This is a genomic window from Corynebacterium afermentans subsp. lipophilum, from assembly GCF_030408375.1.
Lineage (GTDB): Bacteria > Actinomycetota > Actinomycetes > Mycobacteriales > Mycobacteriaceae > Corynebacterium > Corynebacterium lipophilum.
In genome coordinates, this window is sequence record NZ_CP046530.1 from 1638788 (window position 1) to 1663955 (window position 25168).

The following is a 25168-nucleotide window of genomic DNA, read 5'->3' on the forward strand; positions in this document are numbered from 1 at the left end:
GATAGCTTAACGTCGAGAAGCGAAGAATGCTCGCAAACCCGTGATTAGTCTCACCAAAGAGTACCCACTGTAAGACCGCACGCGCGCGAGCACGTATTCTGGGGAGCGTATTGCCCGACTGAAGCCAGGAGGTTGAAGTGGCCCAGAAAGAGACCAACATGGAAGACGCTCGCGCGAAGACCGCGTCCGAGGTTGACACCAACATTCTCTCGCTGCGCGAAGGCGTGGCGTCCTACCTGCATGATGCGGACCCCGAGGAAACCCAGGAATGGATGGACTCCCTCGACGGGCTGCTCGAAGAATCCGATCCGGAGCGCGCACGCTACCTCATGCTGCGCCTGATCGAGCGCGCCAACGCAAAGCGTGTGCCGCTGCCGGCGCTGTCCTCGACCGACCTGGTCAACACCATCCCCACCAAGCTCGAGCCGGAATTCCCGGGCGACGAGCAGATTGAGAAGCGCTACCGCCGCTGGATGCGCTGGAACGCCGCAGTGATGGTGCACCGCGCGCAGCGCCCCGGCATCGCAGTCGGCGGCCACATCTCCACCTACGCCTCCGCGGCGGCGCTGTACGAGGTCGGCTTCAACCACTTCTTCAAGGGCAAGGACGCGCCGCAGGGCGGCGACCAGGTCTTCTTCCAGGGCCACGCCTCCCCCGGCATGTACGCCCGCGCCTTCATGGAAGGCCGCCTGAGCGAAGACGACCTGGATGGCTTCCGCCAGGAGCACTCCCGCAAGCAGGGCGGCCTGCCGTCCTACCCGCACCCGCACGGCATGCCGGAGTTCTGGGAATTCCCCACCGTGTCCATGGGCCTCGGCCCGATGAACGCCATCTACCAGGCACGCTTTAACAAGTACCTGCAGGACCGCGGCATCAAGGACACCGACCAGCAGCACGTCTGGGCGTTCCTCGGCGACGGCGAGATGGACGAGCCGGAATCCCGCGGCCTGATCCAGATGGCCTCCCTGTACGGCCTGGACAACCTCACCTTCGTGATCAACTGCAACCTGCAGCGTCTCGACGGCCCGGTGCGCGGCAACGGCCAGATCGTCCAGGAGCTGGAGAGCTTCTTCGTCGGCGCCGGCTGGAACGTGATCAAGGTCGTGTGGGGCCGCGAGTGGGACGAACTGCTGGAAAAGGATGAGGACGGCGCGCTCGTCCACATCATGAACACCACCAAGGACGGCGACTACCAGACCTTCAAGGCCAACGACGGTGCCTACGTCCGCGAACACTTCTTCGGCCGCGACGAGCGCACCAAGAAGCTCGTCGAGGACATGACCGACGAGGAGATCTGGAACCTGCGCCGCGGCGGCCACGACTACCGCAAGGTCTATGCCGCCTACAAGCGCGCCCTGGAGACCAAGGGCAAGCCGACCGTCATCCTCGCCCACACCGTCAAGGGCTACGGCCTCGGCCACAACTTCGAGGGCCGCAACGCCACCCACCAGATGAAGAAGCTGGCCCTGGAGGACCTCAAGCTCTTCCGCGACAAGCAGCAGATCCCCATCTCCGACGAGGAGCTGGAGAAGGATCCGTTCATGCCGCCGTACTACCACCCCGGCGAGGACGCCGAGGAGATCAAGTACCTGAAGAAGCGCCGCGAGGAGCTCGGCGGCTACCTGCCGGAGCGCCGCCAGGACTACTCCCCGGTCGAGCTTCCGGAGTTTGAAAAGACCTTCAAGGCGCTGTTCAAGGACTCCGGCAAGCAGGAAGTCGCCTCCACCATGGCGCTCGTGCGCACCTTCAAGGCGCTCATGCGCGACAAGGAGCTGGGCAAGCGCATCGTCCCGATCATCCCGGACGAGGCCCGCACCTTCGGCCTGGACTCCTGGTTCCCGACGCTGAAGATCTACAACCCGCACGGCCAGAACTACGTGCCGGTGGACCACGACCTGCAGCTGTCCTACAAGGAGGCCACCGACGGCCAGATCCTGCACGAGGGCATCAACGAGGACGGCTCGTCGGCCTCCTTCATCGCCGCAGCGACGTCCTACGCCACCCACGGTGAGCCGATGATCCCGATGTACATCTTCTACTCGATGTTCGGCTTCCAGCGCACCGGCGACAACTTCTGGGCCGCCGGCGACCAGATGGGCCGCGGCTTCATCATCGGCGCCACCGCCGGCCGCACCACCCTGTTCGGTGAGGGCCTGCAGCACATGGACGGCCACTCCCCGATCCTGGCGTCCACCAACCCGGCCGTCATCCCGTACGACCCGGCGTTCGCCTACGAGATGCCCTATATCATCTCCAAGGGCATCGAGCGCATGTACGGCCAGGGCGCCGGCAAGGACGAGAACGTGATGTACTACATCACCGTCTACAACCAGCCCCACCACCAGCCGGCACGCCCGGAGAACCTGGACGTGGAGGGCCTGCACAAGGGCATCTACCTTTACGACGAAGGCAAGGATCTGGACAACAAGGTCTCCCTCCTCGCCTCCGGCGTGGGCATGCAGCAGGCGCTGCGCGCCCAGGAGATCCTGCAGGAGAAGTACAACGTCGGCGCCGCGATCTACTCCGTGACCTCCTGGACCGAGCTCGCCCGCGAGGGCCAGGCCAAGGCCGCCGAGCAGCTGCTCAACCCGGGTGAAGAGGTCGAGGAGGCGTTTGCCACCAAGCAGCTGAAGCAGACCTCCGGCCCGTACATCGCGACCTCGGACTTCGCGTCCGACCTGCAGGAGCAGATCCGCGCCTACGTCCCGGGCCAGTACATCGTGCTCGGTGCCGACGGCTTCGGCTTCGCCGACACCCGCGAAGGCGCCCGCCGCTTCTTCAACATCGACGCCGAGTCCATGACCGTCGCCGCCCTGCTCGGCCTGGCCAACGAAGGCAAGATCGACCGCTCCGTGGCTGCCCAGGCGGCCAAGGACCTGAAGATCGACGACCCGACCGCCACCGCCGCCGACGAGGACGGCGAGGACGTCGGCCCGGAGAACGCCGCCGAGTAGTTCTTTGGGGCTCTGGGCTTAGCGCCTAGCGACGAAGGGGCGTTCCCGGTTGCGGAACGCCCCTTTTGTTGTGCCTTTTTGGGGTTCGGCAGGGGTGCCTGACAGATTACAGCGGACACTTGCGCCGACCTGGGCCGATGCGGGCCCGCTGACAGATTCCGCCGCGATCCGTCATGGAGTGCCGTCCAAACGGCTGGTTTGGCGGCCCGGTGCAAATTTGTTCACGGCGTGGTGAATGATCCCGCACCATTCGAGCATCCGACCTGGGCAGAGTGAACAAATTGCACGGGGAAAGAAGATTCGTTCACTGGATCGCAGAACCCGGGTGAACAAATTTGCGGCAAGCCCCGGCGTCCGCCGCTACTGCAACGGTCCCCTACATCTTGGGCAGGAACTGTTGCAGCTGCGGCCACGTGAAGGCGGCTGCGCCAACCAAAAGTGCGAGGACGCCGAAGATGAGGCCGAGCTTCTGTGCCGTGGACGAGCCCGTTTCTGCCTCGGGCGCAGGAGCCGGCTTCGATGGCTCAGGCTGCAGCGCCGGGTCCTCGGGCAGCGTCACGCCTTGCCCGGAGTTGTCGATGGCTGTCCATGTCCTGCGCTCGCTCCCGTCCTCGAACACGGTGACGACCTCGAAGTTTGCGTCGCTGTAGGAGTCGGTCGGCACTTTCGCTGTGATGGTTCCGGTCGCCTGGTCCACGCTCCAGTCCCAGCCATCGCCGCCGGTGACTTTCCACTCCGCATTCGTCGGTAGGTCTAGGTGGAACTGATTCTCTGGCGTCAGCGTCAGGGTCTGGCCGGGATCGGCGGGGACACGGGCGTCGTAAACCGGGTTGTAGTAGAACGCATCATCGGAGGTCAGCTTGATCTTCTGCGGGTACAGCTCATGCGACCCGTCTGGGAACTTCACGCGGATCGCGAATTCGATGACGTTCTCCCCCGGCTGCGGAGGCGCTTCCCTGGTGTAGTTGTTTAACCGGACGGCAAGGGGCTGGCTCACATACTCGCGCTCTCCGTTAAACAGCTGCGCCTTGTTACGCAGCGTGTCTTCGCCGGTCTGCTTCCATACCGTCCCCTCCGGCACGCCGAGAAGCTCGTACTCGGTGGTCTCGGTGTAGCCATCGCTCGGTTTGAAATGCACGTGCCGCGGCGCGGGGTCGAAGTGCGGCGTGTACTCGTCGGCCATCGCGGCGGAGGCGGCGGGCGCGATCAGGCCGGCGGCGACGACAACCACGGCCGGGAGTGCGAAGCGTTGCATGCGCTTATCATAACGGCATGGAACTTTCGCAGCGGTTGGACCTTGGCGGCTTGCTCGCCGACGACTCGGACGCCCAAGAGCAGGCGGAGGCGCGGGGCACGTTCGCGCGCATCGCGGAGCTCGTGGAGGACGTCTCCGGCGTCGAGCTTGAACCGGAAACAACGATTGACGGGAGCGGGATTTCGTCGTTAAGCCGTATTGAGCTCGCCGTTCGCATCGAGGAGGAGTTCGCAGTGCCTATCGACGAGCACGTCTACGCCCAATGCACCACCGCCCAAGACCTCGCCGACTATGTGGAGGAACACCAGTGATTTCGTATTTGACCGACATGGATGGTGTCCTGCACCGCGAGGGCGAGATCATCCCCGGCGCCAAGGAGTTCGTCGGCGCGCTGCGCAGCGAAGACATCGATTTTATGGTGCTGACCAACAACTCGATCCAGACCCCACGCGATCTGTCCGCAAAGCTGATGCGCATGGGCCTTGACATCGAACCGGAGCGCATCTGGACCTCCGCCACGGCGACCGCGAAGTTTTTGTCGCAACAGGCAGGCGAGGCCTCCGCGTACGTCATCGGGGAAGCTGGCTTGACGACGGCTTTGCACGAAATCGGCTGGATCCTCACCGACACGGACCCCGACTTCGTCGTGCTGGGCGAAACCCGCACCTACTCCTTCGAAGCGCTGACCACCGCGTCGAACCTGATCCGCAACGGCTCGCGGTTCATCGCCACCAACCCGGATCTGACCGGCCCGGGGCCCGCAGGCGTGGTGCCGGCGACCGGGTCCGTGGCCACCATGATCACCGCCGTGACCGGCATGGAGCCCTACTACGTGGGCAAACCGAACCCGGTGATGATGCGCTCGGCGCTGAACAACATCGGCGCGCACTCCGAGAACACGGTGATGATCGGCGACCGCATGGACACCGACGTCAAGGCCGGCCTCGAGGCGGGTATGCGCACCGTGCTCGTGCGCTCGGGTATCGCCGACGACTCCGAGATAGCCAAGTACCCCTTCCGCCCCACCGCGGTGCTGGATTCAGTGGCGGACCTGGTGGAGCGGATCTGGGATCCGTTCGGCGACGGGTTCTACACCGGAAGCGGCAGCGAGTAGTCGCAGTCGACGGCGCGAGTTGGCGCGCCCTATTGACGAGCTTCACTGACAGCCTCGAAGTCTGTTTAACCTGCACTTCGCTAAGGCCGACGTCGCTGTAATTGGCCATCGTCTTCTTTTGCAGCACCGTGTTCAAGGCCTTCGCGGCATCCTTTTCACCAGCCAATTCGAGCATGCGCACCGCCTCGAAGTGATCGGCAGATCGGTTGTATTCACCGGTCAGCGCTCCGCAGATCACATCACCGGCTCCGATCGCTGCGTTGATGTAGCTCGAGATCACAGCGTTTGCCCCGAACTCGCCCTCCGCGAATTGCGCCAACTCCAGGTGCTCTTCTACGCGGAGCATCCGCTTGCGCAAGACAGCGTTGCTAGCTTGCGCGGTCTTGCCCTTGCCCGCTCGTGGTGCCACGAATCCCCCTCAGAATCCCCCGAACTTCTTGCGGGTCACCGTATATGGTCTTGCCCTCGCCCGCTATGTTGTCGACGATCGCGCCCGGGTTTTCCTGGCCGCGCGTCCACACGACAACGTTGACGGGCACCCCTGTCCAGGCTTCTACCTGCCGGGATAGCTCGTACGCTCCGTTTTCCGCCTGCACCGCCGCCGATTCGCTGTCCACCAGAATGAGCAAATCAATGTCGCTGGAATCCCCCATCTCGCCCCGGGCCGCCGAGCCGAAAAGTACGCACCCCGACACGCTCACGGGCCAAGCATCCAGGGACTGCGCGATGCGGGAGTACAGCTCCTCGGTCGCGTGAGCGATTTCCCGGATCGGGGCGGCGAGCAGGTGTTGTTGATTCAGCGAGTAGCCCCTCGCTTGCCCCAGCATCCGCTCAAGAACAACCCCGCTCCGGGCGAGCCGTTCCAAACTACGGCGCACGCTGGACAGCGACGGACCCGCCACCAGGCCGTAAACCTGCTGAGCAGTGAGCTCCACGGGCGCCCGGCCAAGTGCGAGCAGCACCGCTGCATCTGCGTCGGAGCAGATGGCAGTAAACGGGTTCTGAAGCTTCACAGTGTCAATTTTGACACGTGAGTGTCATTTTTGAAACACCTGCGTCAAAATTGACACGGCCAAGCAGGCCCCGGGCCACCAGGCCCCCGAGTTACACCGCCGAGTCGGAGCCGGCGACGTAGAAGCGCTGGTGGTTGACAAACTCGTCCATGCCCAGGGGCCCGAGCTCGCGGCCCAGGCCGGATGCCTTCACGCCGCCGAACGGCAGCTCGGCGCCGCGCGCCTGCGGGATGTTCACGTGGATCATGCCGGTGTCGACCTTCGCGGCGACCTTCTTGGCGCGCTCGGCGTCTTCGGACATCACCGCGCCGCCGAGGCCGTAGCGGGAATCGTTGGCCAGCTCGATCGCCTCCTCCTCGGAGGAAACCTTGTACACCTCGGCCACGGGCCCGAAGAACTCCTCGTAGTAGGAGTCGGAGCCGACCGGGATGTCGGTGATCACGGCCGGGGTGATGTAGGCGCCCTTGCCGGTGACCTCGCCGCCGACGCGCAGGTTCGCGCCCTCCTCCACGGCCAGGCGCAGCTGCTGCGCGAGTAGCTCGGCGGCGTCGCGGGAGGACAGCGGGTAGAACTCGTTGCCCTCGCCGGGGTTGAGCGGGTCGCCTTCGCTATACGACGACGCCAGGTCCACCAACGCCTGCACAAACTCGTCGTAAATGTCCTCCATGACGATCATGCGCTTGTTGGACGTGCAGGCCTGGCCTACGTTGCCGATGCGCTTGTTCCACGCGGTCTCGGCGGCCTTAGCCACGTCGGAAGAATCCAGCACGACGTACGCGTCGGTGCCGCCGAGCTCGAGCACGCACTTCTTCAGCGCCTGGCCGGCCTGGGAGGCGATGGTGCGCCCGGCGCGCTCGGAGCCGGTCAGGGACACGCCCTGGACGCGGTCGTCGTTGATCAGCGTGGAGACCTGCGAGTGCTTGGCGTACAGGTTCGTGTACAGGCCCTTCGGCGCGCCCGCCTCGTCGAAGATCTTCTCAATCGCGGCGGCGGAGCAGGGGCAGATCTCGGCGTGCTTGACCATCACCACGTTGCCGGCCATCAGCGCCGGTGCTGCGAAGCGGGCGACCTGGTAGTACGGGAAGTTCCACGGCATGATGCCCAGGATCACGCCGAGCGGGACCTTGCGCATGACGGAGGTGCCGCCGCGCTCGTTCGGGATCTCCTCGTCGGCGCCGAACTCCGCGCCGTTGTCGGCGTAGTAGTTGAAGATCTCGACGACGTCGTTGATCTCGCCGTCGCCTTCCTTGACCGATTTGCCCATCTCTTCTGCGATGATGCGGGTGAGCTCGGCGCGTTGCTCGTCGAAAAGCTTCGCGACCTTGCGCAGCACCTCGGCGCGCTCCTCGAAGCTCTTCTCGCGCCACTGCTTGAACGTGTCGTTTGCGGTGGCCAGCGCGGTTTCGAGCTCGTCGTCGGTGATGAAGTCGAAGGACTCGACGATCTCGTTGTTCTTCGGGTTTTGTACGCGGTATTTAGTAGACATGCGGCCCATCGTAGGAGCGTGGCGTGAGGCTCGCCACAAAATTTTTCTCGCGTGAAAGCCGGTCCATGGCCTGCGCAAACGGCTCGATCTCCTCTTGCGTGGCCAGGATTGTTTCGCGGCACGAGTACGTGCGGTCCGCGCGCCGCTGCCAGCGGGTGAACCAGATTTCGCCGGGCGCGCCGTCGGGAAGCAAAAGCATCTGCTTCTCGACGCTCCGTCGCTCCCGCACCGGCATCCCCTCAACGCAGAATGTCCACGCGAGTCGGGTGCGCGGGGCGCGGCAGGTGGGTGCGGCCAGTGTTGTCGTCATTGGTGGGGACCCTTCTTGCGGGCGCCTTTTGGGCGTGACCGCATCGATGGCGGCACACTCCATCCCCGGTGACTAGGCGGGAGTGCCGCGGCGGGTGACTAGTCCGCGCGGCGGAGTGTGAGACGAGAGGTTCGTCTTCCCCAACGGCCTCTGATTTCTCTCGGCCGATACTGCTTCACACCAGTTGACTCGAGCAACCCTCAACCGCTGGTTGATCCCCCTATTTGCTCGAGCTTTGGTTGAGGTTGAGGGGCCTAGAGCAGCCGCACCGCCAGCACGCCAAGGAAGATCACCACTAGGCCCGCCAGGCGCGTCGCGGTCAGCGGATTCTTCCGCGCCCCGAACGCCCCGCGCGCCTCCAGCGCCTGGCCGGCGGCGATGGTGCCCGCGTTGAACGCGATCACGGTCGTGGCGGTACCAAGCAGCGGTGCCAGGGTCGCGCCCGAGATCACGAACGTCGCGCCGACCAGGCCGCCGAGCCACATCCACCACGGCCCGCGCTCCGGCCGCCGCACCAGCTGGCGCGGGCTGGTCACCAGCGCCGCCACCAGCAGCAACACCGCACCAACGGCCAGGTTGATCTCGCCGGCGTGCATGGAGGAGCCCGCGATCGTGCCCAGGTAGCCGTTCACCGCCGTCTGCACCGCGGAGCCCACGCCCACCAGCACGCCGAGTGCCCGGAACAGCCACAGCTCCAGCCCCTCCGCGTCGCCCTCCGCGGCTGGCCGTTTCCCGGCGCGCAGCACCATCACAATCCCGGCCAGCACCACCACCGCACCGAGCACGCGCATGAACGACACGGAGAGCACCGGCGCGCCGAACAGGCCGAAACGGTCGATGGCCAGCCCCATGATCACCTGGCCCAGAATCGGCAGGACCACGGTCTGCACAGCGCCGAGGCGCGGGAACAGCAGGATGTTGCCCAGCACGAAGCACACCCCCATCGCGCCGCCGAGCCACACCCACCAGGGCGCACTCACGCCGTCCGCGAACTGCGGCACGGGGTTGCCCTGCAGCACGGCCGTCGCAATTACGGCCACCAGCAGCGCCACAGTGAACGAGATCAGTGCCGAGACCACCGGCTTATTGCCCACGCTCAAGCGGAGTCGCGAGTTGGCCGCGGTCTGGATCGGAATCAGCCCGCCTACCGCGAGCGCAATGAGAAGAAGCACGGGCCTATGGTTTCACACTCGCCCGGCGGCTACTTCAGCCCGTAGGCGCGGTACAGCGCGGCGATGAACTCGTCGTGGGTGATGTCGCCGTCGATGGCGGCGAGCTCGTCGCGCACGTCCTTGCGCGTCGGGGCGGAAATCAGGGTGGGGTTGGCGGCGCGCTGCCGGTACGACACGGGCGGAAGCTTGTCGCCGACCCGGTGCTTTACCCGGGTGAAATAGCTGTCGACGGGCGCGAGCGCCTCCACCCCCGGCACCGACCAATCCAGCCAGTACGCGGCCACACCCAGCGCAATGCCGAGCAGCGCGGAAACAGCCAGGCCGACCGACTGCCAGCCGAGGTCGTAGAAGAGCTGCACGCTTATCGACGACACTATCGCCGGGACCACGTACAACTGGCGGTCAACGAGAATGTTGGGAATCTGCCCGATCATCATCTCGCGGATGACCATCCCGCCGGTGGCGGTGAGCACGCCCATGAGGATGCAGCCGAACCACGTGACGTCGGCACGCAGCGCTGTGACCGTGCCCGTGACCGCCCACACGCCGACGATGACCATGTCGCCGTGGAAGCGGAACAGCTCCCACGCGCGGCCGCCGATGGACAGCGCAAACGCCACTAGCGAACCGACGAGCGCCGTGCCGATGTACCACGGATTCTGCAGCGCGCCCGCCGGTGTGGCACCGATCAGGGCGTCGCGGATCATGCCGCCGGCCATGCCGGAGATGATGGAGATGAGCATGAAACCGACGGCGTCGAAACGCATCCGCCTGGCCACAAGCCCGCCCATCAACGCGTTGAGGAACACGCCGATCAGATCCATCACGGCAAACGAGAAACCCACGGGGGTGAGCACGTTGTCGAAGTACATGCGCGCCATCGTAAAGGGGTTGGCGCGGCTTCGGGGCGGGTTTCTGGTTTAGCTTTTCGCCTCCGTGCTCTCCCGCACCTCGTTTTGCAGCATCACCCGCAGCGCCTGGACCAGCTGCTCGTCCGAGGCGCTCTCAAGCGCGTTGCGCACCTCCTTGCCGGACTCGGCCGGGCGTCGCGAGTCAGTGTCCACGCCCAACGCCTCACCGATCTTCTCTTCAAGCGGGCGCTCGAGACGCTTGGTCTGGAGCCCCAACAGCTTGTCGCCGCCGAAGTACACCGCCAACGCAAACAGCGGCGCGGCGATCGCGGCGGCCAACATGCCCTCCCACACTAGGTCGAAGCGGTTGAGCACCAACATGATCACCGACGCGATGATCGCCGGGAACACCGTCATCTTCTCGCTGGTAAACAGCGCCGGGATCTGCCGCAGCACAACGTCCCGGGCGAGCGTGCCGCCGGTTGCGGTGATCACGGCCAGCAGCACGCACGGCACCCAGCTCAGCTCGGCGTTGAGCCCCTTGATCGTGCCGCCGACCGCCCACACACCGATGGTGACCACGTCCGCGTAGAACCGGAAGTTCTCCCACAGTTTGCCGCGCAGGGGCGCAAAGTACGCGATCAGCCCGCCGATCGTGGCGGTGATCAGGTAGCCGGGGTTGGTCATGGCGGCGGCGGGGCCGTCGTTAAGTATGGCGTCGCGCATGAGGCCACCGCTCAACGACGAAATCAGCGCCACGAACGCGAACCCCACAATGTCGAAGTTCATCCGCTTGGCCACGGTCCCGCCGATCGTGGCCGCCAACAACACACCGGTGTACTCGAGGACAAAGTAAAGAGTGCCCACATCATCAGAAAAGTCCATGGGCGCCAAGGCTAGCGGTCGGGGCAGGTGCGCGGCTGGGTGGTCGGTGTGGGAGTTGCTCCACATGCCATAAACCGGCTACCCACAACCGGTTACCAGCCGAATTTTCGCAGGGTAACCGGTTCTAGGTAGCCGGTTTTGTTGGAAAGCGGGTGCTTGGCCGAGCAAACCGCACAGATGGTGAAAGGCAGATGGTGAATCCGCGCCAATTTTGCGCACATTCACCATCTGCCTTTCACCATTTGCGGGAAGGGGCCGGAGGCGCGCCTCAGCCCAGGCGCTCGACGGCGTCGACGACGAGGTCCCAGAATCGGTCCACGTCCAGGCGCGTCGCCACCGAGGTGTTGCAGGACGGGTCTACGGCGGACTCAGCAGCGCCCCCGCCCGGAACGCCCGAGGCGAGCGCCGCGCCGAACGCGCGCAGGTCCGCCACGGTGCGCCCGCGCGTCAAGGCACCCGAAAGCTCCACCGAAACAGGCACGGAAACGGTCTCGACCACGGTCGGGTCGATGACGTACGCCACCGCGCACGGGTCGTGGACCGGCGGGTTGTCAAAGCCCTGGGCGTTTTTGTAGTTGGAACGGAACGCGTCCACAAGCGCGGCCAGGAAGTCGCCGCTCGGCGTGCCCAAATCCCGAAAACGGTCCTGCACTTCAGGAGTGGCAAGCGCCTGGTGCGTCAGGTCCAGCCCGACCATGACCACGGGCCAGTCCTCGCCGAACACGATCGCGGCGGCCTCCGGGTCGACGGCGATGTTGAACTCCGCGGACGGCGAGAAGTTGCCGGCCCCGTACGCGCCGCCCATCAGCACGACCTCGCGCACCCGCGAGACGATCCGCGGCTCCAGGCGCGCGGCCAGCGCGATGTTGGTCAGCGGCCCGGTGGGCACCAGGGTCACGGTCCCCGGCTCTTCGCGCATAAGCGTATCGACGATCCACTGCACCGCCCCCGTCTCCCCCACCTCAACAGCAGGTTCGGGCAGGTCGAAGCCGTGGATCTCCATGCCAGTGTTGCCGTGGATGTCTTCGGCGGTGATAACGTCGTTAAGCAAAGGGCGCGTCACCCCGCGGAAGACGGGGACATCGCGCAGACCGGCGACCATAAGCACCTGCTGCGCGTTGCGCGTGACGTGGTCGATGGTGTGGTTGCCGCCGACGGTGGTCAGGCCGAGCAGCTCGATGTCCGGGTTGCCGGCGGCGAGCAGGATCGCGACGGCGTCGTCGTGGCCGGGGTCGCAGTCCAGGATGATCTTACGCACGGGCAGCCAGGTCCTCTGCGGCGATCGTGTCCGGAACGGTCTCCGGCTTCGGGATGAGGAAGGACGCCGCGAACGCGCAGCCCAGCAGGATCGCACCGGCGATCATGCCCGCGCGGTAGCTGCCGCCGGTGGCGGTGAACACGGCGAAGATGATGGTGAACGACAGGCCGGCGCCCAGGTTGAACGCGCCGCCGTTGAGCCCCGGCAGATAGCCCTGGTTGTGCTTCGGCGCAAGCACAACGCCGAGCGAGCCGAGCATGATGTTGGCCATGCCGGCGTACGTGATGCCGGCCAGCAACGACATCGCCAGCAGCATGCCGTGGGTGGCGTTGCCCACGACGACCAGGCCAAACAGCACGGACAGCGCAGCACCCGCGATGCCGATCTGCAGGATGATCTTGTAGCCCACGCGACCCGCGAGCCAGCCGGAGATCGGGCCCATGGCCAGGCCGGCCAGGGCGTACGGGGTCAGCGTCCACCAGGACACGACGCCGGCGGACATGCCCGGGCCCGCTGCCGGGTCCTGCGCGAGGTTGGGCACCAGGCCGTTCATCACGGCGAACACGCCGGTCATGGTCAGGGTGGTGGTCAAAAGCAGCGCCCAGGTGCGGCGCTGGGACAGCAGGTCGGTGGACATCAGCGGGTGCGGGCTGGACTTCTCGGTGCGCCAGAACCACACCAGCGACGCGCCGCCGATGACCAGCAGGAGGATCACCATGAACCAGTTCGCCGCGGCCAGCTCGCCGGCCATGTTCAGGGCGGTCAGGACCAGGCCGACGCCGACGACCAGGCCGACAACGCCCTTCCAGTCCATCGGCTGGAGCTGGTCGGACTTGGTCTCTTCCACGCCGTACTGCACTGCGAACACGGCGATCAGCGCGGCGGCGCCGATGACCCAGAAGAGGGAGCGGAAACCGAAGGCGTCGGTAAGCCAGCCGCCCAAAATCGCGTCAATGCCGGCGATACCGCCGTTGACGGAGGTGAGGATGCCCACCAGGAACGCGAACTGCTTCTCCTCACGCACCGCCTGGCGCAGCATCACCGACGTCAGCGCCACGGTCGGGCCGGACACACCCTGGATCACGCGACCGATGAACAGCATGGTCACGTTGGTGGCCAGCGCAGCGACAACCGAGCCGATGACCGTGCCGATCATCATCCACACCAGCACCTTGCGACGCCCAATCAGATCACCCCAGCGCGGCATGAACAGCGCAAACACAGCCGCCGCGGTGAAGAACGCCGTCTGCGTCATGCCGATCTGCGCGGTGGTGGCGTTAAGCTCGATCTCCATCGTGTGCAGCGCCGGCGCGAGCATGGAGGCGTTGAGCTGGAACGCGAAGACGGCGACCAGCAGCGCCGTCATCAGTGGCACGACCTGGTTGGTCGGCAGCTTCTGCCCCGCTGCTGGTAGCGGGGTGTTTGTCGTAGTCATGCGTGCAGTTTAAAACACTGCGCGCCGCGCGCCTACACGAAAAAGGCGGCGGATACACCCGAAATGCGGGGGCATTTTGCCTATCGACGCCCACCTCACCGGCCCCCACTCCCCCCATCGAGGATCGCCGCCTACCCCAGTGCCTCCCACAGTGCCGTGTTGGTCTCCTGCCACAGCGGCTTGGCCCAGTCGCCAAACTCGCGGTCCGTGAGCACCACGCACGCCTGCCCACCCGCGACCCACAGGTAGGTCCCCGCCATGCCGAAGTGGCCGACGGTGTCCGCGGGCATGCCGTCGCCGGTCCAGTGCGGGGATTTCTCCCCCTTGATCTCAAAACCCAGGCCCCACTGGCAGGGTTTTTGCATGCCGTAGCCGGGGACGACGCCGCGCAGGTCGCCGAACTGGTTGGAAAAGGCCTCGCTAAGCGTCGACGGGTCCAGAAGACGTGGCGAGAGGAGCTCGGCGGAAAACGCAGCAAGGTCGCCGACGGTGGAACGCCCGCCGTGGCCGGCCGAGCCGTAGATCTCGGTGGAGTCCATACCGAGGGGCTCGAACACCCCCTCGCGTGCGTAGTCCGCAAACGCGATGCCGGTGGTTTCCTTGACGTGGTCGGCCAGGATCTCGTAGCCGGCCGAGGAGTAGATGCGCCGCTCCCCCGGCGTCTTCTGCGGCTCGCGGGAATCGAAGCCCACACCGGAGGCGTGCGCGAGGAGGTGGCGGACGGTTGCGCCGTCGGGCCCGGCGGCGTCGTCAAGCTCGAATGCCCCCTCCTCCACCGCAAGAAGCACCGCGTACGCGGATAGCAGCTTGGTCACGCTGGCGAGCTCGAAGACTTTGTCCTCGTCGCCGAGCGCGGCTTCCGTGTCGCCGACGAGGGCCGCCGCAACGTTGTCCACCGGCCAGTTGCTGAAAAACTTCTCGAGCTCCATAAGGCCCACCCTACGTGCGCAGCGCGGGGACCGGTGGCGTGCGCCCCCACCCGCAGACCCCGAGTAAGCCCTCCTGAGTATGCCCATTTTTCGGCCATACTCAGGAGGGCTTACTCGGGGTTTGTGTCACTAGAACGGCAGCGCCGGGAGTGTGAGCCCCGGGATCATGCCCGCGAACGCCGCGCCAACCCCGAGCACCGCCAACACCGCGGCAACGATGCCCACGATTGCGCCCGGCGCGACCGTCGAGCCCAAGCTCGATGGCTGCGTGGGCTCGGTGCGGTTGATGTCCTTGCCGCAGTCCTGGAAGCGCTGCGCAGTGTAGGAGGCGGCCGACTTGAAGTAGGCAACCTCGCCAGCAGTGAACGGGGTGTCAAAGGTGGACGGCGCGCCGGTCTTGGAACTGCCCAGGTCGTCGGCGATCACGGAGCTGGTGGTGTGCTCTTCAACGGGCCAGAGAGAGTCTTTGTCGATATCTTTCAGCGCACCCCAGCCGTTTTCGCCCAGTCCGGCGCGCAGCTCGTCCTGCTTCTTCGTCCACAACGCGAGCGCGTCGGCGCGGGAACCGGAGTGGTAGAGGATGTCGTCGGCGTTGAGGCCGGCGGCCAGGGCGGGCACCTGGTCGGCGTTGTACTCGACGGCGCAGACGCGGGAGAAGCCCGGGTCCACCGGGGCATCAGCGGCATCAGCAGCGGAAGCGGCGGAAGCGGCAGGGGCAACGACGGCAACGGCGCAGACAACGGCGCCCACAGCAAGATTTTTACGCATGCAAAAAGACTACCGCGCGCGGCGCTATCGCACCTGGATTCGCCGGTTCGGGCACAGACCCCTAGTAAGCGAGCCCTAGTAAGCCCCATTTTCGGCCATACTCGGGTGGGCTTACTAGGGGTTTGCGGGATCTGGCGAGCGGAGGGCAAAAGAAGCGCGCCCGAAAAGCGCACCCCCTACCCCCTACCGCGTCTGCGAAACGCGCACCTCGTAGTCCTCCATGTCCGTCCCGGCCACCAGCGCCGTCACGTGCGCACGCGCGAGCTCCTCGGCGTGCTGCCCGGCGCGGTCGAGAAGCCCGGACGCGATGGCCTTCTCCCGCGCGTCGGCCTCCCGGTCGGCGATGAACCCGGTGACGTCCTCGACGCGGAGTTGGTTGATGGGGTTCATGGTTTGGTCGTACACCTTGACGCTGTCGGCGTCGATGTGGGATTCGAGCACCTCCACGTTCGGCAGTGAAATTTCGATGGCATCGTCGGCCAGGTGGACGTCGATAAGCGAGGCGTCTTTGATGCCGGCGGTGACGCGCCCGTCGTAGGTGACCAGGAAGTTCCGCCCGGTAAACGGCACGCGCACGCCGAGCACCTCGAGGCCTTCCTGGTCGAATTTGCCCACGTCGGAGAAGACGTATTCCTCCACAGAAAGCTCAGCAATATCGCCTAACGACGCCCCAATGGTCGTCGACGTCACCTCCCCCTCCCTCCAATTGAGCAGCGCCGGGCGGGTCAGCGCCAAGACGAGCGCCACGATGGCGACCACTGCTATGACCGAGGCCAGCGCACCGAAGCAGCCGGTTGGTCGGGTGTCGCGCGGGGAAATCTGCAATTTCGTGCTCACTTCGTTTACCTTACTTCGCCGAGAAAATGTAAGGTGGCTCTCACCTTTTCACGACGAATTATCGCCGACCAGGAAGACCCACCATGACTGGATCAACCAAAGTAGAAAAAGGCCTGGAAGATCGCCCGGCCCCGGAGCACAACGCGGACCGCAAGGACAACAACCAGCAACAGGAGGGCATGTCCGGCTTCCTGGGCTGGATTGAAAAAGTCGGCAACAAGCTGCCGGACCCATTCTGGCTGTTTGTGATCCTCGCCGGCGTAGTGGCGGTGTCGTCCTGGCTGGCCAGCAAGGCGGGCTTGTCCGCCACCGACCCGGCCTCCGGCGAGGAAATCCACGTCGAATCGCTGCTCACCGGCGAGAACATCTCGCGGATGGTCACCGACGCGGTGGAGAACTTCATCGCCTTCCCGCCGCTCGGCGTGATTCTGGCGGTGATGCTGGGCGTGGCCGTGGCGGAGCAGACGGGCTTGCTCGCGGCGATGGTCCGCTCGATGGTGGACAAGGTCAGCCCGAAGATGCTCACCTTCATGGTCGCGCTGGCTGGCGTGACCGGCTCGGTGGCCTCGGACGCCATCTACGTGATCATCATCCCGCTGGGTGCGATGGCCTTCCACGCGGTGGGCCGCTCGCCGGTGGTGGGCGCGATGGTGGCGTTCGCGGCGTCGTCGGCAGGCTTTAACTCCTCGCTCATCCTCAACATCACCGACCTGCTGCTCGCCGGCATCTCCACCTCCGCCGCGCAGCTTGTGGACCAAGCCTACGAAGTCTCCCCGCTCGCCAACATCTTCTTTGTCATCCCGTCCGCGGTGGTGCTGTCGCTGATCATCACGGCGGTGACCGAGCTGTTTGTGGACAAGAAAGCCGAGAACCTTGTCGACCACGACCACATCGACGAGGACGAACTGCAACTCGACGAGTCCAACCAGCCCAACGACTCCCACCTCACCGACGATGACGACCTGTCGCTGACCCCACTCGAGCGCAAGGGCCTGGCCTGGGCCGGCATCACCCTCCTCGTTGCCCTGGTGGCCTACTTCGCCCTGCTGTTCATCCCGGGCTCGCCGTTCGCGCGGCCCGAGGAGGGCTTCATGGAGTCGCCGCTGATCCGCGCCATCGCCGTGCCGATCACCCTGATCTTCTTCGCCACCGGCCTGGTCTACGGCCTGGTCGTGGGCACGATCGACAACGCCGCAGACATCCCGAAATTCATGGCCAAGGGCCTGGAGTCGCTCCTGCCGATCCTCGTGCTGTTCTTCGCCGTCTCCCAGTTCCTGGCGTGGTTCCAGTGGTCCAACCTCGGCCCCTGGACCGCCATCAAGGGCGCGGAGCTGCTGCAGTCCTGGGACCTGCCGAACGTGATCCTCTTCGCCGCGTTCGTGCTGATGGTGACGCTGATCAACCTGTTCATCACCTCCGGCTCCGCGCAGTGGGCACTAATGGCGCCGGTGGTGGTGCCGATGATGATGTACGTCGACGTCTCCCCCGAGGTCACCCAGATGCTCTACCGCATCGGCGACTCGCCGTCGAACATCATCACCCCGATGTCGCCCTACTTCGCCCTCGCGCTGACCTTCCTGCAGAAGTACTACAAGAAGGCCGGCGTGGGCACCCTAATGTCGCTGGCGCTGCCGTACGCAGTGTCCATGCTGGTGGGCTGGTTCATCTTCTTCATGATCTGGTACGCCCTGGGCATCCCCCTCGGCCCCGGCTCGCCAATGGGGTACCAGGTGTAGCTCGTTGGCGGTGAAGGCCCGGTTGCGTTTGCGCAGCCGGGCCTTTTGCTTATCGACGAACCTTCGGTCAGAACGCTTGTTCTAATCGCAGACGGGAATGTCCACACCGTGCGCTACTTTCAGGCCCAAACCCGACGAGGCCGGAAGGAGCCACCATGACGACGCCGTCCCCCTTCGAAAACACAACGATCATCCCACCCAACGAAGCCAAAGGTTACCTCGCAAAACGCGACATCGACGCAGAATATCTAGCCATTGCCCTCACCGAAGGTCTAGCGCAGCGACGAAACTGCGAGGTCTACCATCCCGTGACTGCTCCCGGGTTCTACCAGTGGTCCGAGACCAACTTCGCTATCCGAAAGTTCCACTGCAAGAGCAACAACTGGAAGATGGCAAATCCGGACAACCGACCGCTCCTTGTCCACGTTGATAACCAAACGAGTTTCGTCGCAGCCGCCGGCAATTCAGCTACTGGACTCCGAAAAGCTGCACCGGGTTTGGCGCGGAGAAAAGGGGTTTCCACCATCCAATCCGTCAACGCCTCTAACCAGCTGCAGATTGGGCTTGGTGTTTTTACACCTGCAGCTCATTCGCCTGACGCCCGCCACACTCCCCCGCCAGGTGAATGGCTGCTTCTGTACTTTTATGATGAGGAGCACGAGGAGCTCCGTAGCGAGTTCTCGCGCCCAGCCTCCATCTCCGAGGACGGAGAAGTCGAGGCGTGGGACGTTAGAGTTCTGCTCAAACCGATTCATCCGGAATTCGCTATGGCCCAGCCAGACCTTTTCGGGACCAAGGACGATGACATTGACTTCACAATCTCACGAGCGAGCGGAAACTAGCTTCGCCCGCATCTCGCCGTCCCGTATTACTGTCGCGCGGCTTCGCCGCGGCCTCACCAAAGCGGAGCTCGCCGCAAATCTCGACATCGCTCCAGCAACGTTGTCTCGTTGGGAGGACGAGGGACCGCCACCTTCCCGCACCGAGTCGCTCATCGAGCAGCTCGAGGCTGCACTTGGGTTTACCGCGGGTTACTTCATCTCCGAAGAGCTCGAAGTCCCCTCGATGGATTCCACCCTCTTTCGGGCTGGCAGCCGCGCGACTCAACGCCAGAAGAGCGTTGCGGTCGCATCCGGGGCAAACGCCAGCACACTTTTGGCCTGGCTTCGACGCAATTTCAACTTCCCGGAGCCTGACCTCCCTGATTTTTCTGGGTTTACGCCTTCGGAGGCAGCCCGCCATGCGCGCACGATCTGGCAGCTCGGCGACAGGCCAGTTCCAAACTCGGTCCAGCTCGCCGAATCCCTCGGCATCGCCGTCATGGGCCTGCCGCCCGCAGCCTCTGCGGTGGACGCGTTTTCCATGTGGGACGGCCAGCAGCCGCTCATTTTCTTGGCCCGTCGCCGCACCCCCGAAGGCACTCGTTTCGACCTCGCGCACGAGTTGGGGCACCTGCTACTTCACAGTTCCGACGATCCACACAACGGAGCACGCGAGGAAAGCGAGGCCAACCAGTTCGCCGCCGACTTCCTTATCCCGCCCGGCATAGTTCGCGCACACCTTCGCCTGCACGCGAGCCTCGAAGACATCCTCCGGCTCAAGACCGCGTTGAAGGTGTCAGCCACGGCCATGCTTCGCGCCGCTTACCACCACGGCAAACTCAGCGAGCGGGAATACCACTCCCACCTGACCGCCCTCTCCGCGCGCGGTTTCCGCACCGACGAGCCCGGCAGCGCACAGCAATACGAACGCTCACGCATCTTCGACTACGTGCTTTCCCCCGATGGTGGCGCCAGCATCTCAAACATCGCCGATGAAACAAAGCTCCCGCCACGAGACCTGCACGCGCTCATGCTCAGCGCCCAACCTCACACGGTCTCGAGCGCTGCCCGGACAACAAGCGCCCCAGCCCGCCCGGCGCTCCGCGTGGTGCGCTGAAATCCTGGCTCATTTCTGACTTCTACCAAGTGGGCGACCCCTCACGCCTTCGTAGAAGCATGCTCTCGCCTATCGACGACCATCCGGCAGCATCGGTACGACAGAATTCACCCCATCGAAACACAACCATTTCTGTGCAGGACTGACATCCCACCGAAAACGATTGCACAGGCGCCTCAAAGGGGTTTAAATGGCAATGTCCAGTTTCCCGTCCCCGAAGGATTTTCATGTACGACTTCAGAGACATCAACAAGCTTCTCAACAACGTTGAGAAGCTAATCCCGCAAATCGTTGGCGCAATCGTCGCGCTGACTGCGCTGATCGGCACTATCGCCGGCCTGGCTCAGAATGGCAGCAGCGTCAATCCGAATAACGGTGGCAACTCCGTTGTTGGCAATGCACCGTCCGATAACGCCGGCTCAAACCCGAACCTGAACCCGACCCCGAAGCTGGCCAAGGAAAAGCTCTTGATTCCGGACGGCCGCAAGGGGATTGAGTACCGAAATTTTGACCAGGGAGTTGAGGTCAAGTTTGGCGACAAGGTATTTACCGACTCTGCTCGGGCCAACCATACCTACGCCGACACCAACATCACCCGCTTCCTCGACAAGGAGTTCCGACGCGCTACGTTCACTGCGGTTTGGGACGAAAACGTCCTTAACGAGAAGAAAGAAGCGACTGTACGTATTTACGTGAACGGCAACCTCACGCAGTCGAAGATTGTCCAAAAAGGCACCACTGTTAATTTCGACGTTCCCGTCGCGAACATCGATACGCTAAAAATCGAAGTTGACGATTATAGTGGCGGCCTCTCGATTGTGAACGGCGTTCTTTACCGCTAGGCAAGCCCGCCGAAGAATAATGCCCCACCTCAACCCGAGGTGGGGCACTTTCGTATCTGCAGAAGTACTACTTCCTAATCTCTGCCGGTGTGTGAATCGAAGCCTGGCGCGTGAACCTCTCCGGAGCACCCTGCTCGCGCAGAGTCAGACCGTTGTAGCACCCGCGCTGCTTCGTGTCGGCGGTCGGGATCGCGGCCCAATTGCCGTCGCATTTGACCTGAATTAGACGGTGAGATTCCGCCACATTAACCACATGCGCCAGCCTGAGCGGCCTCCGCCTACCCTGAATTCAGGTTTTCGCTAAAACCCTGAATTGGGCAACACGCGTTGCGCAGCCACAGGAATGCGACCAGCGAGTTAACGAAGAGCGAAGACAGCCTCCCCCGCCGACGAATTCAGGCTTTCGCCTATACGCCAAAATCGCGCAACACTGACCCACTGCGATCCCAAAGAAAAGCCGGCAGCGACACAACCCGCTCCCGGCTCAACTCCCCCTCAGCGCCCTAAGCGCCCCGAAGAACTACTTCCCAATCTCCGCCGGCGTGCAAATCGGCGCCTGGCGGATGAACTCCTCCGGCGCGCCCTGCTCGCGCAGAGTCAGACCGTTGTAGCACCCGCGCTGCATCCCGGTCTGCTTCGTGCCGGCAGTCGGGATCACGGCCCACTTGCCATTCGAGTTCTTGAAGTACAGAATCCAGTCCGTCTGGTTCGCACCCGCGATGGCCCACTTACCGTCGCAGAAAATCACGTCAGTGCCGGTGAAGTGCGGCCACTCCGGCACCACCGCGTCAAACGCCTGCGGCGCGCAAGAGCCACCAGCAGCCGCGCCATTGTCCTTCTTGGTCAGCCCCGGGATCGCGAGCGCCGGCACCAGCGAGGACAGTCCCGCGGCCGCCGCCGGGTCCAGCCCCTCGGGCAGCTCCAGCCCCTCGGGCAGCTCCAGCCAGCCCTGCTGCACCGCGAAGTACCCGCCGGCGCCCACCGCGGCCAGCACGCCGAGCGTGATGCCGATAATTGCGCCCGTGCTTAACGACGAACCTTCGGCCTCCCCCGAATCCGCAGAGGAACCCGTTTCGGTAGTGTTCGCGCCCTCTTCAGCAAAGGTCGCAGGCGCAATGACGGCGGAGGTGGTGACGGCGGCGGCGACGCCGAGTGCAAGCATCGGTTTCTTCATGCCCGCCACTTTATCGCGTTATACCCGTCACTTCGAGGGGAACAACGCAATTCCCCACACCCCGAGCGCGACAGCAGCGGCAACCAAAACCCACCACAGCACCCCGCGCGGCCGCGAGAACCACTTGTCAGCAGCCAGCCAAACGACGCTCGGAACGACCAGCGCCAGCCCCAAAAACGTCAGCGCCCGCCAATCCGCCAGCCGGTTCGCCGACAACAGGCACACCACGCCAAAGCCCGCGAGCCCCCACGCGACAGCGTTTGTTCGGAATCCACCTATCGGAATCAACATGCCCGAAACCCTACCTCAAAACCCGACCACATAACCACGGCCGAAAACACCGCCCAACCTGCCGATTTGGGCATCACAACCAACCCACGCTATTGTTACATCTCGTTGCACAGCGAGAGCAACGGCAACATATTCCTCCATAGCTCAGTTGGCAGAGCATTCGACTGTTAATCGAAGGGTCACTGGTTCGAGCCCAGTTGGAGGAGCAAAACGAAGGAGCCCGCAAGGGCTCCGTTTCGCATTTCCACCCCCTTGTTTCCACTCCCCGAATAGGGGCAAACCCAATTCAGCCCCATTGCACTTACAAGTGAAATCCAATACGCTTCAACCTCCACGGCAAAAGGAGGCTCAAATGACTGCCACCCTATCTTCCTCAAGCGCCATTGTTCTGAGCACTGAAGATACGGCTGCATTCGAAGCCCTGCAGATGCCCGAGGACGCTGACATCGCAGTTCTTGACAAGGATGGCAACCAGGTCGACCTCCCCGAGCGTGTGCAAGCAACCGTACTTGCAGCGATTAAAGCTCTCACGGAGTCTGGCGAAGTCGCGATCACCCGAATGCCGGAACAGCTGACAAGCACTTCTGCCGCGGACGTGCTGGGAATCTCGCGACCGACCTTGATGAAGTGGGCAAGGGCCGGCAGGATCGACAGCTTTAAAGTCGGAACGCATACCCGTTTTCACCGAGACGACGTACTTTCCCTCAAAAGCCAACTAGCAAGAGAGCAGGATGAGGCTCTCGAAAGCCTCCGGTCATTTGAGCTTGAATCTTTCGGTCCACTAGCCGACTAACCACCATGTTGCTGTTCCATACATAAGGTCGTAGTCGTGACACAACGGGTGCTCGTCGATGCCAATGTTTTGGCCAGTCGGATTCTGACAGACTGGCTCTTTCATTTACGCAAATGCAACCGTGGCATGTTTTCAATCCTGTGGACCCGCGACATCCAAGCTGAAGCGATACGCGCCATGCGTAAGAGGCATCCCGAGTGGTCCGGGTCTGCGATCGAGCGTCGATTCAAAATGATGGAGGCTCTTATCGACGACACGGTTGTCGCACCAGATGGCGACTACGGCTTCAGTGGAGCTGATTCGGGGGATTTCCACGTTCATGCGGCTGCAGTGGCGGGAAACGTGCATTACATCCTCACCAACAACCGGCCGGATGATTTCACCTCGCGCCCCGACGAGGAACAATACGAAATCGTCAATAGCGACGATTTCTTCAACCTCGTCGCCGACTCCAACCAACCAGGATTCATCGACGCGGTCGCGAGCCAATTTGAGTATTACTCGCGGCCGGGCGTCGTGAAAGACCCGCTCCATGTTGCACTGCAGCGTGCAGGGTGCCCCAGTTTCGCAGACCGGGTGAAGCTGGCGTTGGGGCAGATTGCCCTTCAGCAGTAGCTGCCCACCCGCCGCGCCGCATCCAGCCCCGCGTGTCCACCGTGCGCGCCCCACGGCAAACACGGTCGCATCAGAGCGCAATTATCCAGTGGCGCCGCAGTCTTGAAGACACTGTAAATCAGGAATAGCAACAGCCCTCTCGACGTTCCACCCGATGTTCCGGCAAAGACCGTACATACAAAGAACACCGACGAAGGAGCACAGCGTGACTGCAGCGAAGCAATGGGTCCTGGCCTCCCGCCCGGAGGGCGCACCGACAAGCGAGAACTTCCGGCTCGAGGAGGTGGAGCTGCCGGAGCTTTCCGACGGCCAGATCCTCGTCGAGAACACCTTCTCCAGCGTCGACCCCTACATGCGCGGGCGGATGAACGACGTGGAGTCCTACATCGAGCCGTTCCAGATCGATGAACCGCTCAACGGCACCGCGATCGGCACAGTCACGGAGTCCCGCTCCAGCAAGTTCAAAGCGGGCGACACGGTCCGGCACTTCGCCGGGTGGCGCACACACGCCGTCCTGAACGAGGACGAGGTCGAGCAGATCGATACCACCATCGCCCCCGCAGAGGCGTACCTGGGCATCCTCGGCCTGACGGGGCTTACCGCCTACGTCGGGTTGACCGCTGTTGGCGAGATGAAAGAGGGCGACGTCGTGTTTATCTCGGGCGCGGCAGGTGCTGTGGGCTCGGCCGCAGGACAGATTGCGAAGCACCTCGGCGCGGCGAAGGTGATCGGGTCCGCAGGCTCCGCGGAGAAAATCGAATACCTCAAAAGCATCGGCTTCGACGAGGCGTTCAACTACAAGGACGGCGACGTGAGCGGCCAGCTCGCCAAGGCGGCGCCGGCGGGCATCGACGTTTACTTCGACAACGTCGGCGGGGACCACCTCGAGGCTGCGATCCAGAACGCGAACACGTTCGGCCGCATCGCCATGTGCGGGGCCATTGCACAATACAACGACACGGAACCGGCGCCGGGGCCGCGAAATCTGGGCCTTTCCATCGGCAAGTGCCTCACGCTGCGCGGGTTCGTAGTGGGCCAGTACTCCCACCTTGCCAAGGAGTTCCAGGAGAAGATCGCCCCGCTGGTTGTCGATGGCTCGATCACGTTCGAGACCACGGTGCGCGAGGGCATCGACAACATGCCGGCCGCATTCCTCGAGCTGTTCGAGGGCGGCAACACCGGCAAGATGATCGTCAAGTTTTAGGAGGACACAATGACCAAGGTTCTTATGGTCGTTACGGCAGCTAAACACTGGACGCTTAACGACGGCACACCCGCCCCCACCGGCTTCTGGGCCGAAGAACTGGTCACGCCCTAGAGCACGCCGGTGGGCTCGCCGACAAGGCGCCGTGGCTGCTCGAGGACCGGCTCGTCGCCCTCGGCGCGTGAGTACGAGAAGGCGCCGGAGCCGTGGGCGTCCTACGTCACTGTCGACGGCAACCTGTACACCGGGCAGAACCCGACTTCGTCGCGTGAGCTCGCGCAGCGCCTGGTCAAGGATCTCGGCTAAGC

At 64.0% G+C, this 25168-nt stretch carries 25 protein-coding genes, 1 tRNA gene and 1 pseudogene; 13 read left to right on the forward strand and 14 right to left on the reverse strand.

Translation table 11 applies throughout. The features are described from left to right. Nucleotides 1-158: 158 nt before the first annotated feature. Entirely contained in the window at nt 159-2954 is a 2796-nt protein-coding gene (gene aceE, locus CAFEL_RS07835) for a pyruvate dehydrogenase (acetyl-transferring), homodimeric type (protein ID WP_194559615.1), read from the forward strand. A 376-nt stretch (nt 2955-3330) separates the two neighbouring features. Here aceE and CAFEL_RS07840 read toward each other — a convergent pair whose 3' ends face one another. Next, nucleotides 3331-4209 carry a Rib/alpha-like domain-containing protein gene (locus CAFEL_RS07840; RefSeq protein ID WP_194559616.1) on the reverse strand — a complete coding sequence of 293 codons (879 nt, stop codon included), beginning with the start codon at nt 4207-4209 and terminating at the stop codon, nt 3331-3333. Nucleotides 4210-4226: 17 nt separating this feature from the next. Here CAFEL_RS07840 and CAFEL_RS07845 point away from each other — a divergent pair, with 17 nt between their 5' ends. Both CAFEL_RS07845 and CAFEL_RS07850 read left to right on the forward strand, forming a co-directional pair. After that, entirely contained in the window at nt 4227-4520 is a 294-nt protein-coding gene (locus CAFEL_RS07845; RefSeq protein ID WP_194559617.1) for an acyl carrier protein, read from the forward strand. Further along, entirely contained in the window at nt 4472-5323 is an 852-nt protein-coding gene (locus tag CAFEL_RS07850; RefSeq protein ID WP_194559618.1) for an HAD-IIA family hydrolase, read from the forward strand. Before CAFEL_RS07845 ends, CAFEL_RS07850 begins: the two co-directional genes overlap by 49 nt. A gap of 368 nt (nt 5324-5691) precedes the next feature. Here the strand turns inward: CAFEL_RS07850 and CAFEL_RS07855 are convergent, their stop codons facing one another. The 11 genes from CAFEL_RS07855 to CAFEL_RS07905 all read right to left on the reverse strand — a co-directional run bounded on the left by CAFEL_RS07855 (nt 5692) and on the right by CAFEL_RS07905 (nt 16267). Continuing rightward, nucleotides 5692-6336: a nucleotidyltransferase domain-containing protein gene (locus CAFEL_RS07855; RefSeq protein WP_194559619.1), complete on the reverse strand. Its 645-nt coding sequence runs from the start codon at nt 6334-6336 to the stop codon at nt 5692-5694. Between the two features lie 91 nt (nt 6337-6427). After that, on the reverse strand, nt 6428-7822 hold the full coding sequence (locus tag CAFEL_RS07860) for an NAD-dependent succinate-semialdehyde dehydrogenase (protein WP_194559620.1): 1395 nt from the start codon (nt 7820-7822) through the stop codon (nt 6428-6430). Beyond that, nucleotides 7812-8132, reverse strand: a complete 321-nt coding sequence (locus tag CAFEL_RS07865) for a hypothetical protein (protein WP_194559621.1) — start codon at nt 8130-8132, stop codon at nt 7812-7814. Before CAFEL_RS07865 ends, CAFEL_RS07860 begins: the two co-directional genes overlap by 11 nt. A gap of 254 nt (nt 8133-8386) precedes the next feature. Then, nucleotides 8387-9304 carry a DMT family transporter gene (locus CAFEL_RS07870; RefSeq protein ID WP_194559622.1) on the reverse strand — a complete coding sequence of 306 codons (918 nt, stop codon included), beginning with the start codon at nt 9302-9304 and terminating at the stop codon, nt 8387-8389. A gap of 29 nt (nt 9305-9333) precedes the next feature. Then, complete coding sequence (locus CAFEL_RS07875) at nt 9334-10176, reverse strand: trimeric intracellular cation channel family protein (RefSeq protein WP_194559623.1); 843 nt, start codon at nt 10174-10176, stop codon at nt 9334-9336. A gap of 48 nt (nt 10177-10224) precedes the next feature. After that, nucleotides 10225-11040, reverse strand: a complete 816-nt coding sequence (locus CAFEL_RS07880) for a trimeric intracellular cation channel family protein (RefSeq protein ID WP_194559624.1) — start codon at nt 11038-11040, stop codon at nt 10225-10227. Nucleotides 11041-11308: 268 nt separating this feature from the next. Further along, the gene (uriH, locus tag CAFEL_RS07885) at nt 11309-12298 is read right to left on the reverse strand and encodes a uridine-preferring nucleoside hydrolase UriH (RefSeq protein ID WP_194559625.1); all 990 of its coding nucleotides are present in this window, start codon (nt 12296-12298) and stop codon (nt 11309-11311) included. After that, complete coding sequence (gene uriT / locus CAFEL_RS07890; protein WP_194559626.1) at nt 12291-13733, reverse strand: uridine transporter UriT; 1443 nt, start codon at nt 13731-13733, stop codon at nt 12291-12293. Before uriT ends, uriH begins: the two co-directional genes overlap by 8 nt. 131 nt (nt 13734-13864) lie before the next feature. Next, nucleotides 13865-14662, reverse strand: a complete 798-nt coding sequence (locus CAFEL_RS07895) for a serine hydrolase domain-containing protein (protein WP_194559627.1) — start codon at nt 14660-14662, stop codon at nt 13865-13867. A gap of 129 nt (nt 14663-14791) precedes the next feature. Continuing rightward, the gene (locus CAFEL_RS07900) at nt 14792-15430 is read right to left on the reverse strand and encodes a hypothetical protein (protein WP_194559628.1); all 639 of its coding nucleotides are present in this window, start codon (nt 15428-15430) and stop codon (nt 14792-14794) included. 183 nt (nt 15431-15613) lie between these two features. After that, nucleotides 15614-16267 carry a DUF4230 domain-containing protein gene (locus CAFEL_RS07905; RefSeq protein ID WP_290171985.1) on the reverse strand — a complete coding sequence of 218 codons (654 nt, stop codon included), beginning with the start codon at nt 16265-16267 and terminating at the stop codon, nt 15614-15616. A gap of 83 nt (nt 16268-16350) precedes the next feature. On the opposite strand from CAFEL_RS07905, the gene CAFEL_RS07910 reads away from it, so the two are divergent. The 4 genes from CAFEL_RS07910 to CAFEL_RS07925 all read left to right on the forward strand — a co-directional run bounded on the left by CAFEL_RS07910 (nt 16351) and on the right by CAFEL_RS07925 (nt 20783). Beyond that, nucleotides 16351-18003 (forward strand): AbgT family transporter, encoded by a 1653-nt coding sequence (locus CAFEL_RS07910; protein ID WP_394354785.1) that lies wholly within the window; start codon nt 16351-16353, stop codon nt 18001-18003. Between the two features lie 155 nt (nt 18004-18158). Then, a complete protein-coding gene (locus CAFEL_RS07915; protein WP_194559629.1) occupies nt 18159-18845 on the forward strand; it encodes a hypothetical protein in 687 nt (228 codons plus the stop codon). Beyond that, the gene (locus CAFEL_RS07920; protein ID WP_194559630.1) at nt 18811-19941 is read left to right on the forward strand and encodes an XRE family transcriptional regulator; all 1131 of its coding nucleotides are present in this window, start codon (nt 18811-18813) and stop codon (nt 19939-19941) included. The genes CAFEL_RS07915 and CAFEL_RS07920 overlap by 35 nt, the downstream gene beginning before the upstream one ends. Nucleotides 19942-20168: 227 nt before the next feature. Continuing rightward, a complete protein-coding gene (locus tag CAFEL_RS07925; RefSeq protein ID WP_194559631.1) occupies nt 20169-20783 on the forward strand; it encodes a hypothetical protein in 615 nt (204 codons plus the stop codon). Between the two features lie 520 nt (nt 20784-21303). Here the strand turns inward: CAFEL_RS07925 and CAFEL_RS07930 are convergent. Next, a complete protein-coding gene (locus CAFEL_RS07930; protein WP_194559632.1) occupies nt 21304-21957 on the reverse strand; it encodes a hypothetical protein in 654 nt (217 codons plus the stop codon). Between the two features lie 27 nt (nt 21958-21984). Further along, nucleotides 21985-22248 (reverse strand): hypothetical protein, encoded by a 264-nt coding sequence (locus CAFEL_RS07935; protein WP_194559633.1) that lies wholly within the window; start codon nt 22246-22248, stop codon nt 21985-21987. Nucleotides 22249-22381: 133 nt separating this feature from the next. On the opposite strand from CAFEL_RS07935, the gene CAFEL_RS07940 reads away from it, so the two are divergent. The 6 genes and pseudogenes from CAFEL_RS07940 to CAFEL_RS07965 all read left to right on the forward strand — a co-directional run bounded on the left by CAFEL_RS07940 (nt 22382) and on the right by CAFEL_RS07965 (nt 25166). Next, nucleotides 22382-22454: transfer RNA gene (locus CAFEL_RS07940), tRNA-Asn, on the forward strand. Nucleotides 22455-22600: 146 nt separating this feature from the next. Beyond that, on the forward strand, nt 22601-23041 hold the full coding sequence (locus CAFEL_RS07945; protein ID WP_194559634.1) for a helix-turn-helix domain-containing protein: 441 nt from the start codon (nt 22601-22603) through the stop codon (nt 23039-23041). Nucleotides 23042-23077: 36 nt separating this feature from the next. Beyond that, entirely contained in the window at nt 23078-23656 is a 579-nt protein-coding gene (locus CAFEL_RS07950; protein ID WP_194559635.1) for a PIN domain-containing protein, read from the forward strand. 205 nt (nt 23657-23861) lie between these two features. After that, entirely contained in the window at nt 23862-24860 is a 999-nt protein-coding gene (locus CAFEL_RS07955) for an NADP-dependent oxidoreductase (RefSeq protein ID WP_194559636.1), read from the forward strand. Between the two features lie 9 nt (nt 24861-24869). After that, nucleotides 24870-24971 (forward strand): annotated as a pseudogene (locus CAFEL_RS07960) (type 1 glutamine amidotransferase domain-containing protein); the annotation flags it as partial. A gap of 12 nt (nt 24972-24983) precedes the next feature. Further along, the gene (locus CAFEL_RS07965) at nt 24984-25166 is read left to right on the forward strand and encodes a hypothetical protein (RefSeq protein WP_394354786.1); all 183 of its coding nucleotides are present in this window, start codon (nt 24984-24986) and stop codon (nt 25164-25166) included. The last annotated feature ends 2 nt before the right edge of the window (nt 25167-25168 follow it).